The sequence below is a fragment of the Paenibacillus terrae genome, assembly GCF_000943545.1.
GTDB classification, from domain to species: Bacteria; Bacillota; Bacilli; order Paenibacillales; family Paenibacillaceae; genus Paenibacillus; species Paenibacillus terrae_A.
This window is the reverse complement of sequence record NZ_JTHP01000234.1, coordinates 29,040-42,134: the sequence shown is the minus strand read 5'-3', so window position 1 is coordinate 42,134 and position 13,095 is coordinate 29,040. Positions and strand designations below refer to the sequence as shown.

Below are 13,095 nucleotides of genomic sequence, written 5' to 3'. Positions count from 1 at the left end.
CCAACGTGTTGATGAATACACCTACCAGGCTCTCCAGTTCCGCATGCGGTCTTCCGGCAATCGGCGTTCCAACCACGATATCCTCTTGGCCCGTGTATTTATGCAAGAGCGCGGTGTACGCCGCCAGCAGCACCATATACAGCGTGGAGCCTGTTTGCGCCGCCAGTTCTTTCAAGCGTTCGCTAACTTCACGCTCCAGTCCGAATTCGATCGTATTCCCTGCTGTACTCTGCATCGCCGGGCGGGCAAAGTCGGTTGCCAGATCCAGCACAGGCAGTTCGCCTCGGAAGGTGTTGAGCCAGTACGCTTCCTGACGCTGCATCCACTCCTGATGGGCTTCGCTTTGCTGCCATACCGCATAATCCTTGTACTGAATCCGCAATGGCGACAGCTCTTCACCGTCATACAAGCGGACAAATTCATCGGTCAGTACCTCCATAGACACACCGTCCGAAACGATATGATGCATGTCGAGCATGAGCAAATGCTGCGATTCTTGCTCCACTCCTTGTACGCCCAGGTCCACCAAGCCTACCCGCAGCAGCGGCGCAGCTTGCAGATCGAACGGACGTACAAAGCGCCGCACCCGCTCTTGCGCTTCCTTGCTGACCATCGTGTCTGTATCCGTAGTAGTCGTATCCACTGCCTGAACCTTTGCATATTCCACTTCGAACGGCACAATGTCCTCAATCCATTGCATCGGCTCACTGTCCACCAGTTCAAAGCGGGTACGCAAGGTCGCATGGCGAGCGATCAGTTGACGGAACACGTCTTCTACTCGTTTCACATCCAGCGGACCGCTCACTTGCAGCACCGATGGCATGTTGTAGTTCACATCATTCGGGTCGAACTGATGCAGCACATACAGTCGTTTTTGCGCCGAGGATAACGGGTAGAAGCCACGGGCTTCCGTTACCGGAATGGATGCATACGCCACTTGATCCAGACTTTCCAGAACCGCTGCCAGTTGTTCAATCGTTGGTGCTTCAAAAATACTGCGCAATGGAAGCGGCTTGTTCAGCTCCTTGTGAATCTTCGAGGCCAGTGTCGTCGCACGCAGTGAATGTCCGCCAATCTCGAAGAAGTTTTCCTTCACGCCAACCTGCGCCAGGCCCAGCACATCCTGCCAAATTTGCGCCAGCTTCACTTCCACCCACGTCCGCGGTGCGACATAATCCGCTCCGCTTTGCAGGCTGCCTTCCGGTGCTGGCAGTGCCTTGCGGTCGATTTTGCCATTCGGACTCAGCGGCATGTGCTCCAGCTGTACAAAGTACGATGGCACCATATAGCTTGGCAGCTCCCGCCCCAGCTCACTTCTCAGCTCGCTAGCTCCGAGCTCTTGTCCGGCGACGTAGTACGCCACCATTTGTTTTTGGCCTGTTTCATCTGCACGAGCCATGACGACCGCTTCTCGTACCGACTCCACCTTCAGCAGCTGCGATTCGACCTCGCCCAGCTCGATCCGGTACCCCCGGATTTTCACCTGATGGTCGATCCGGCCCAAATATTCGATGTTGCCGTCCGGCATCCATCTCGCCAAATCGCCCGTGCGGTACATCCGCTCATATCCTGCTTCGCCACCGGCAAACGAATCGGCAACGAATTTCTCTGCCGTCAGCTCCGGACGGTTCAGATAGCCACGTGCTACACCTACACCGCCGATGCACAGCTCCCCTGCAACCCCAATCGGCTGCAATTGCTCCGTGCCTTCCTTCACGATGTACAGACGGATGTTCTGAATCGGTTTTCCGATTGGAATAACGGCATATTCCTCCGTCGGCTCGCAATCAAAGTACGATACGTCCACCGTCGCTTCGGTTGGGCCATACAGGTTGATCAGCTTCGCTCCAGCGATATCTGACACGAGCCGTTGGAACCGCGCTACATGCTGCGGAGGCAACGCTTCCCCACTGGCAAATACATGGCGCAGCGTTCCCAGCTTCGCTTTCACCACTTCCAACGGCTGCTGCTCCACATACTCCAGGAATGCATGCAGCATCGCAGGCACAAAGTGCATCGTGCTTACGCCATCGCGGGCAATCGTTTCGACGATGTCCTCCGGATTCTTTTCCCCGCCAACCGACAACAGACTCACCTTCGAGCCCACCATCGACCACCAGAACAGCTCCCACACCGACACGTCGAATGTGAAGGCAGTCTTTTGCAGGATCGTATCCTCTGCACTCAAGCCGTAACGGTCATGCATCCACAAAATCCGGTTCAGCACGGAATGGTGTTCGACCATAACTCCCTTCGGTTTTCCAGTCGAGCCGGAAGTGTAGATAACGTAGGCTACATGACGCGGACCAGCCAGTGGCTCCAGATTCGAGCCGTCTTCGTGGTACATGTCCTTGCCATCCAGCACCGGACGATCCAGCACCAGCACCTTGCCGTCGAAGCTCAGCGACGCTTGTTCTTCCAAATGCGATTGCGTCAGCACCAGCTTCGCTCCCGAGTCCTCCAGCATGAAGCGGATGCGGTCCGTCGGATATTCCGGGTCAATCGGCACGTAGGCTCCGCCTGCCTTGAGGATCGCATAGATGCCCACGATCATTTCCAGCGAGCGGTGTACCAGAATGCCCACTGGCTGATCCGGTTCAACGCCTTCCGCACGCAGGGTACGTGCAAGACGATTGGCCCGCTCGTTCAGTTCACCGTAGGTCAACGTCTCTGCTCCAAACAGCACTGCCACCTGATCCGGTGTTCGTGCCGCCTGTTCCTCGAACAGCGCACTTAACGTCTGATCCTGCGGATAAGCTGCCGCCGTAGCTCCCCAAACCTGAACAATCTGCGCTTGTTCTTCCGCTGTCACCAATTCCAGCTCATTCACACGGATATGCGGATTGTTCACGATTTGCTCAATTACATGCAATACATGTCCTTGCATACGCTCTATCGTAGCTCGATCGTACACATTGGCGTTATATCTGAACATGATGCTGAAGACTTCATCAGGCATCACAATCAAGTCCAGATCATAATTCGTTTGCTCGACAACCTCTACATTCGTAATTTCAAAAGCGGACGGACGAACTTCGCCAAGCTGCTCCACCTGCTGCTCTACCGGGTAATTCTCAAATACCATAATGTGGTTAATCAGATTTTGCTTCTGCTCAGTCAGTGCCTGAATCTCATACAGAGGGAAACTGTCGTATACTCCCGAGGCCAGTGCCTGCTCCTGCGTTTTCCGCATAACCTCCACAAAAGTGGCATTCCGTTCACTTTGAATCCGAACCGGTATCGTATTAATGAACAAACCGATCATATTCTCTACACCAGCAATATCAGTCGGACGTCCAGATACGACACTACCGAAAATAACATCCTCATTGTTGTTATATTTCTGCAAAATAAGGCCCCACACGCTTTGCATCAGCGTATTAATCGTCACCTGCTGCTGCTTCGCAATTCGGTACATGGCTTCGCTCCACGTTTGATCCAGCTCCACCGTTATTTTTTCAGAAATATATTCGCTGGTTTCACTAGCTGTAGTGGATGGAGCATTTTCCCTGCTGTCCACGGCTTGATCTTTTAATGAAGCATCCGAGCCAGGTAACAAAGTCTGCTGTTCAAAGCCTGCCAAATAGCTGCTCCAATAATCTTTTGCCTCACGTTCATCCTGACGCTCCAGCCATTCGATATATTGGCCATACGGTGTGATCGCAGCAAGCTCCGGCTGCTTCTGCTCCAGCAGCGCAAAGTACGTACCGAACACTTCACCTGTAACCAGCGACAAGCACCAGCCGTCCATGACAATGTGATGGAAGCTCCACACCAAATGATACGTTTCTTCATTTGTCTGCAACACCTGTACGCGCATGAGCGCATCGGTACCGAGATTAAAGCCCCGAGCCTGATCCTCCAGCTTGAACGCCTGAATATATGCCTTTTGCTCCGCTTCCTGCATTCCGCGTAAATCCTTGAAGGAAAGGTCGCTATCTTTGTGACGGAACACGATCTGCAACGGCTCCTGATTGTGCCCTGTCTCAAACATATGGAAATTCGTCCGCAGCGCCTCATGACGCTGTGTCAGTAGATCAAGACTCTTCCGGAAAACAGCAACATCAAAGCTGCCTTTTTGATCAAACGACGCTTGCTGGAAGTATGCGCCTGATTCCGGCTCCATCAAGCTATGGAAAAGCATCCCCTTCTGCATAGGCGAGAGAGCATAAACATTTTCCAGCTCACCCACAGCAGCCATTTGCTCCGTCAATTGTTCCAACTTCTCCAACGTCAAGCCCTTGAACAATACATCGCTTGGTGTTAGCTCACTCCGCTCTTTGGAGGCACAATGAACGATCACTTCCTGCAAGCTCTCCTGCAGCAATTGTGCAAATTTTTCCACGTTTTGTTGATGATATACCTTGCTGTCATAGCGAATTTCCAACGTGAGCACGCCTGCTGTAATCATCCCGTTCACATTCAGTGGATGCTCCAGAGCGGTATTGTCACTCATCGGCTCTCCACCTGTATGTGAAGACAGCGTGATATCACCATTTTCCAAATCCTGATCAAATTGTCCCAAATAGTTAAAGCTAATTTCAGGCTGCAAGGTCAAGGAAGGATTGGCAGCATGCTGAGACATATATTTCAAAATACCGTAGCCAATGCCCTTATGTGGCACATGACGCAGATCTTCCTTCACCCGTTTGATTCGCTGACCAACTTCTGCCTTACCGTCAACATCGAGCAGCAGCGGATATTGGCTCGTAAACCAGCCCACTGTACGTGTGATGTCGATATCTGGAATAATGGCTTCCCGGCCATGTCCTTCCAGGTTGACCAGCACACGCTCCTGACCGCTCCAGTTGTATAACGCTGTACCCAGTGCGGTTAACAGCAGATCATTGACCTCTGTGTTATACGCACGGTGTGCTTCCTGAAGCAGTAGTCGTGTTTCCTGCTCGCTCCAAGCCACGGTCACAGTCTCACTGTCTCTTATCAGAGAATGCTGTCCTTCCGCGCTCTCTTGATCCTTAGGCAACGATGCGAATTCCATTTGGGCGAGATGCTGCCAATATTCGCGTTCGTTTTCGATGGCCGGACTATTCGCATATTGAGACAAGCGCTCTGCCCAAACGGAGAAAGAGTCCGTTTTATATGGCAGACGAATCGCTTCTCCCCGAACCGCCTGCTCATATCCGGTGGCAAAATCCTCAAACACAATCCGCCATGAAATGCCATCTACGACCACATGGTGGATCGCAATCAGTAAATGATCTCCGTCCGTGCAATGGAACAGCCCCAGCTTGACCAGTGGTCCCTCGTCCAGACGAATGGAACTTTGAATAGCATTCGCTTTCTCTTCAATGGCCTTCACCACGTCCGCAGCGTCTTCGACGCCCGTCAAATCAACAACGTCCAGACTATACAGCTTGCCTTCGTTCAAGCCACGATTCCACGCTTCATAGCCCTGTTCGGTCTGACGGAAGACCATGCGCAGCGCATCATGATGCTCGGTCACCTTGGTCACCGTTTGATGCAATGCGGCTTCATCGAAGCCTTGCTCTCTATACAGCATCACCGACTGGTTGAAATAATGCGGCTCTGCTAAGAATTGTCCAAAGAACCATTGCTGAATCGGGGTCAGCTTGACCCCTCCCGAAACCGCACGCTGATCGGCTGTACGGCTGACCTTGTGGACATGACCACTCAGCAGCGATACGGAAGGATATTGGAACAAATCCTTCATTTCCAGCTTGTAGCCAGCTTGCAGCAAACGGGAGGATACCTGGATCGCCTTGATCGAATCTCCACCCAGATCAAAGAAATTATCCAAAATCCCGACTCTCTTCGCCCCTAACACAGCCTGCCAAATGGAAACCAAAGTCTGCTCCAGTGCTGTACGCGGCTCTACATAATCCGCTCCGCTTTGCAGGCTGCCTTCCGGTGCCGGCAGTGCCTTGCGGTCGATCTTACCGTTCGGTGTCAATGGCATCTGTTCCAACTGGATGAAATACGAAGGCACCATGTAATTTGGCAGCTCCTCGCCCAGTAAGCTGCGAAGCTCTCCTGCGTTCACGTCCCGTTCGGCAACATAGTACGCCACCAGTTGATTTTGCCCCTGCTCGTCCGCCTGGGCCAGTACGATGACCTCTTGCACATCTTCCACTTTCAAAATTTGTGCCTCGACCTCGCCCAGCTCGATCCGGTAGCCCCGGATTTTTACCTGATGGTCGATCCGGCCCAAATATTCGATGTTGCCATCCGGCATCCATCTCGCCAAGTCACCCGTGCGATACATCCGTTCATAGCCTGCTTCGCCAGCCGCAAATGGATTCGGTACAAATTTCTCAGCCGTCAGCTCTGGACGATCCAGATAACCACGGGCCAGACCCGGACCAGATACACACAGCTCACCCGCTACGCCTACCGGAGCCAAATGTCCATGCACATCCACCATGTATACCCGATGATTCGGAATAGGACGTCCGATGGAAATCAGTTGGCCTGCTCTCTCGTCTTCGGATACCGACCAAACCGACGTCGCTACCGAGTTTTCTGTCGGACCGTAGCCGTTGTAGTACGCCACCTGGTCCTTCCACTTGTATATCAGCTCTGTTGATGATGCTGAACCAGCAGTGAACAGAATACGCAGGTTTGGCATCCGTTCCGGCTCCAGATACACCGCATAGGTCGGCGGTAAGGCTGCCACGGTGATTTGATGATCCGCCATATATTGCTCGAATCTCTCATAGTTCAAAATCGTCTCTGACGTTGGCACGTACAACGTGGCTCCACAGAACAGCGCCTGGAAGATTTCCCAGCAAGCCGCGTCAAACGAATAGCTGGCGAACAACAACGCATGATCCGACGTGCTGATCCGAAGTGTCTGATCAAAATACGTTTTCAGATTGCACAGCCCGTGATGCTCCAGCATAACGCCCTTCGGCTGCCCCGTCGTACCCGACGTATAAATCACATACGCCAAATCGTTTGGACCGGACAACGGCTCCAGATTGGAACCATCCTCGTGATACATACCCTGTGCCCCATCCAGCACCAGCACGTTGCCGTCAAAGGTTACTTTGTTCACCAGATGGCTTTGCGTCAACAACAGCTCTGCCCCTGAGTCGTCCAGCATGTAGCGGATACGCTCCTCTGGATACGTTGGATCAATTGGCACATATGCGCCCCCGGCTTTCAAAATCCCGAAGATGCCCACAATCATGTCTACCGAACGCTCGGTCATCAGACCTACTAGACGATCCTTCGTCACGCCTTGACTGCGCAAGGTACGAGCCAGACGATTCGCACGTTCATTCAGCTCGCGATAGGTCAACTGCTCTCCTTCGAAGAACAACGCTGCCTGCTCCGGTGTCTGCGCTGTTTGTGTCTCGAACAAGCCATGGATTGTCTGCTCGCTTGGATACTCGGCGGCAGTATCTCCCCATACGCCCAGAATTTGCTCTCGCTCCTGCTCACTTAACATATCCAGCTCTTGCACCCGAATGTCCGGCTTCTCCGTCACTTGCTCCAGCAGCTGCACCAGATGACCTCGAATTTGTTCTACACTTTCACGTTCAAATGCCAGTGCATTATAGCCAAAGCTCATATGAATAGTGTTCCCCGGCAGCACCACCAGGTTAAAGTCATAGTTGGTCTGCTCGACAGACTCAACGCCTGTGATGCTGAAGCTGGACCCATCACCGTTACCTAATTGCTCAATTTGTTCCTCTACCGGATAGTTCTCAAAAATAAGAATATGATTAATCAAATCCTGCTTAAGCTCCGACAACCCCTGAATTTCATACAACGGGTACGTATCATAGGCATGGGAAGCAATCGATTGCTCCTGTGTTTGCTTCATCACGTCTGAGAATAAGCTATCCACATGACTGCTGATGCGTACAGGAATCGTATTGATAAACAAACCAATGATGTGCTCCACATTTGGAATTTCTGCCGGACGTCCAGATACCACGCTGCCAAATACCACATCATCTGTGCCATTATATTTTTGCAGCAAAATGCCCCAAACGGTCTGCATCAACGTATTGATGGTTACCTGATAACGATTGGCTATTCGCTGAATGCTTGCCGTTAGATCTGCGCCCAAGTCAAAATCCAGACGCTCCGCCTGATATCCCGTTTTACCCTGGATTTTAGCCTGTGGCAATCGGGACTGTTCCTCATACCCTTCCAGAACCTTGCTCCAGTAACCTGATGCGGCCTGACGATCCTGCTGCTCCAGCCATTCAATATATTGACTGTACGGCGTTATTGGTGCCAGCTCAGGCTGCTTATGGGCCAGTATCGCAAAATAGCTCGCAAATACTTCGTTTGTCACCAGCGACAGGCACCAGCCGTCCATCACGATATGATGGAAACTCCATACAAAACGGTACGAATCCTCACCTGTGCGCAAAACAGCGACACGCATCAAGGCATCTTGCGCCAGATCAAAGCCCCTCTGCTTGTCTTTACGCGTATATTCGAGGATGTACTCGTTTTGCTTCTCTTCCTCCACATCGCGCAGGTCCTCTACATATAGTTCACTGCGCTTATTGCGGTACACAACCTGAAGCGGTTCATCCTTCCAGCCACTGTAGAAGTTCGTGCGCAGTGCCGTATGCCGCTGCACCAATACATCCAGGCTTGCCGCAAAAGCAGCGATATTAAAATGTCCTTGCAGATCAAAGGATGCCTGCTCAAAATAAGCTCCCGATTGCGAATCCATAAGATTGTAAAAGAGCATACCCTTCTGCATCGGCGTCAGTGCGTATACATTTTCCAGCTCACCTGTACGTGCAGCCTGCTCCGCAATTTGTTCCAGCTCTCCAGTCGTCAGACCTTTGAAGGACACATCACTCGGAGTCAACTCCGGCTGTTCCTGAGCGACGCAATGCGTAATCACCTCTTGCAAAGCGGATTGCAGCAGTCCCGCCACACGTTCCAGCGTTTCTTTGCGATACTGCTTACGGCTGTAAGCGATCGTCAATCGCAGCATGCCTTCCGAGATCATCGCGTTCAAATCCAGCGTGTACAGTAACGGTGAATGTGTATCATCCGTCTCCCCTGCACCGTAGGACGACAACGTGATTCCGCTGTTTTCCAGATCCTGATCGAAGTGACCCAAATAGTTAAAGCTGATTTCCGGTTCTGCTGCAATTGCACGTGCTTCATCCGATGCGGACGCATGGGACAAGTAGCGCCACGTTCCATACGTCAGCCCTTTATGCGGAATCCGGCGCAGGCCTTCCTTCGTGTCTTTAATCCGCTCTGCCAGCGTCAGATTTGCACCCGTGTCCAGCAGCACCGGATACAAGCTCGTAAACCAGCCTACCGTACGTGTAATATCCACCTCTGGCAGGATCGCTTCCCGACCATGTCCCTCCAGATTCACCAGCACATGTCCTGCACCTGTCCAGTTATGCATCGCCAATCCTAACGCGGTCAGCAGCAAATCATTGACCTCCGTGTTGTAGGCGCGATGTGCCTGCTTCAACAGCTGCTGGGTTTCAGCTTCGGTCCACTCCACCGTCAGCACTTCGCTGTCTGCATTCAAGGAGCCCTCATAGGCAAAATCCTTAGGCAGCGGCGCAGCATCAACTTTGGCCTGCTCCAGCTGCTGCCAGTAGACTTCATCCGATGCAGCCTCAGGACGGTTGGCGTAAGACGACAACTCCCGTGCCCATGTTTGGAAGGAATCCGTTTTATATGGCAAACGTACAGACTCACCTTTTAACGCTTGCTCGTAGCCTGTAGAGAAATCTTCAAACAGAATCCGCCACGACACCCCGTCCATCACCAAATGGTGAATGGCTATGAGCAAATGATCGCCCTCTGCTGTGCGGAACAATCCCAGTTGCACGAGAGGTCCTTCGGACAGATAAATGCTGCTTTGAATTTCAGTTGCCTTCGCTTCCAGCGCTTCCGCATAGGTTGCCTGTTCACGGTAATCCACCGTTTCCAGCGTATACAATGCGCCTTCATCTACACCGCGTGTCCAAGCCGTGTAACCGGATGAAACCTGACGGAAAACCGTACGCAATGCATCATGATGCTTCACGATATGATCCATCGCCCGGCGAACCGCCGTCTCATCAAAGCCCTCGGCGCTATAGAGCATGACCGCCTGATTAAAGTGCTGCGGACGCTCGCGCTCCTGTGCAAAGAACCAGTGCTGGATCGGAAGCAAAGCGGTTTCCCCGCTCACTTCTCCTTGATCTGCAATACGGCTCACCTCTTGCATATGCGGTGCCAGTGTTGCGACTGTTGGATACTGGAACAAATACTTCATGTCCAGCTTGTAGCCTGCCTGGAACGCACGGGATGCGATTTGAATTGCCTTGATTGAATCGCCGCCCAGATCAAAGAAATTGTCCAGAATACCGACGGTTTGCACGCCCAGTACTGACTGCCAAACTGCCACGAGTGCCCGTTCCGGTGCGGTGCGCGGCTCTTCATAATCCGCCCCGCTTTGCAGGCTGCCTTCCGGTGCTGGCAGTGCCTTGCGGTCGATTTTGCCATTCGGACTCAGCGGCATCTGCTCCAGCTGTACAAAGTACGATGGCACCATATAGCTTGGCAGCTCCCGGCCCAGCTCACTTCTCAGCTCGCTGGCTCCGAGCTCTTGTCCGGCGACATAGTACGCCACCATTTGTTTTTGGCCTGTTTCGTCCGCACGAGCCATGACTACGGCTTCGCGTACCGACTCCACCTTCAGCAGCTGCGATTCGACCTCGCCCAGCTCGATCCGGTACCCCCGGATTTTCACCTGATGGTCAATCCGACCCAAATATTCGATGTTGCCGTCCGGCATCCATCTCGCCAAATCGCCCGTGCGGTACATCCGCTCATAGCCTGCTTCGCCATCCGCAAACGGATCGGCAACGAATTTCTCTGCCGTCAGCTCTGGACGGTTCAGATAGCCTCGCGCTACACCTACACCGCCGATGCACAGCTCCCCTGCAACCCCAATCGGCTGCAATTGCTCCGTGCCTTCCTTCACGATGTACAGACGGATGTTCTGAATCGGTTTTCCGATTGGAATAACGGCATATTCCTCCGTCGGCTCGCAATCGAAATACGATACGTCCACCGTCGCTTCGGTTGGGCCATACAGGTTGATCAGCTTCGCTCCAGCGATACCTGACACGAGCCGTTGGAACCGCGCTACATGCTGCGGCGGCAACGCTTCCCCACTGGCAAATACATGACGCAGCGTTCCCAGCTTCGCTTGTATCACTTCCTGTGGCTGCTGCTCCACATACTCCAGGAATGCATGCAGCATCGCAGGCACAAAGTGCATCGTGCTTACGCTATCGCGGGCAATCGTTTCGACGATGTCCTCCGGATTCTTTTCCCCGCCAACCGACAACAGACTCACCTTCGAGCCAACCATCGACCACCAGAACAGCTCCCACACCGACACGTCGAATGTGAAGGCAGTCTTTTGCAGGATCGTATCCTCTGCACTCAAGCCGTAACGGTCATGCATCCACAAAATCCGGTTCAGCACGGAATGGTGCTCAACCATGACGCCCTTCGGTTTTCCAGTGGAGCCGGAGGTGTAGATGACATAGGCTACATGACGCGGCCCGGCCAGTGGCTCCAGATTCGTGCCATCTTCGTGGTACATATCCTTGCCATTCAGCACCGGACGATCCAGCACCAGCACCTTGCCGTCGAAGCTCAGGGTCGCTTGTTCTTCCAAATGCGATTGCGTCAGCACCAGCTTCGCTCCCGAGTCCTCCAGCATAAAGCGAATGCGGTCCGCCGGATATTCCGGGTCAATTGGTACATATGCGCCGCCTGCCTTGAGGATCGCATAGATGCCCACGATCATTTCCAGCGAGCGGTGTACCAGAATGCCCACCGGCTGATCCGGTTCAACGCCTTCTGCACGCAGGGTGCGTGCAAGACGGTTCGCCCGCTCGTTCAGTTCACCGTAGGTCAACGTCTCTGCTCCAAACAGCACCGCCACCTGATCCGGTGTTCGTGCCGCCTGTTCCTCGAACAGCGCACTTAACGTCTGATCCTGCGGATAAGCTGCCGCCGTAGCTCCCCAAACCTGAACAATCTGCGCTTGTTCTTCCGGTGTTACCAATTCCAGCTCATTCACACGGATATGCGGATTGTCTACAATTTGCCCGATGACATGGTCGATATGGCCTTGGATACGCTCCATAGCAAACCGGTTATACACAAGAGCATTGTATTCAAACAGGATGGAGATATCCTCGTCAGGCACGACAATCAGGTTAAAATCGTAGTTGGTTTGCTCTGCAAGTGCCACATTGGCAATAGAGAAGCCAGTCTGTGCGCCTGTCTCGCTGGAACTGCCCACCTGCTTCATTTGCTGCCCGATCGGATAGTTTTCAAAGATCATAATATGATTAATCAGGTCTTGCTTTTGTTCAGTCAGCGCCTGCATGTCATACAACGGGAAGGTGTCATACGCACTGGAGGCCAAAGCCTGCTCCTGTGTCCGTTGCAATATTTCAGCAAACGTAGCATTCTGCTCACTGCTAATGCGAACCGGAATCGTATTGATGAACAGACCGATCATGTCCTCCACACCCGGAATTTCTGCCGGACGTCCGGATACAACACTACCAAACACGACATCCTGATTATTATTGTATTTTTGTAAAATAACGCCCCAAACGCTTTGCAGCAATGTATTAATCGTTACCTGCTGCTGCTTGGCAATGCGGTTTAACGCCGCGCTCCGTTCTTTACCCAGTACAAATGACAGTTTTTCCGAAACATAACCGGAATTTGAAGCCGTACCGCTTCCTTCTTTATCTTCAACCCGTGCCATTAGGGAAGCCTGTGCGTGCTCGCCAGGCAGCAAGGTCTGCTGCTCGAAGCCAGCCAAATAGTCGCTCCAGTAGCGGGTCGCTTCCTGCGTATCCTGCCGTTCTAGCCATTCAATATACTCACTATACGGCTTGATAGGTGCGAGCTCTGGCTGTTTGTGCTCCAGCAGGGCAAAATATGCACCAAACACTTCGTCCGTCACCAGTGACAGGCACCAGCCGTCCATCACCATATGATGGAAGCTCCATACAAAACGGTATGAGCTATCCCCCGTGCGGAAGACGGTTACGCGCATAAGCGCGTCCTTGCCTAAATCAAAGTTTTGCT

General features: G+C 52.8%; 1 protein-coding gene (cut by both window edges). It reads right to left on the bottom strand.

The whole window is internal to a non-ribosomal peptide synthase/polyketide synthase gene (locus tag QD47_RS29870) on the bottom strand: the coding sequence, 42,117 nt in all, runs 14,798 nt past the left edge and 14,224 nt past the right edge, and what appears here is coding positions 14,225–27,319, spanning codon 4,742 (partial) through codon 9,107 (partial); reading right to left, the first codon wholly in view occupies positions 13,091–13,093. Both codon boundaries (start and stop) fall beyond the window edges.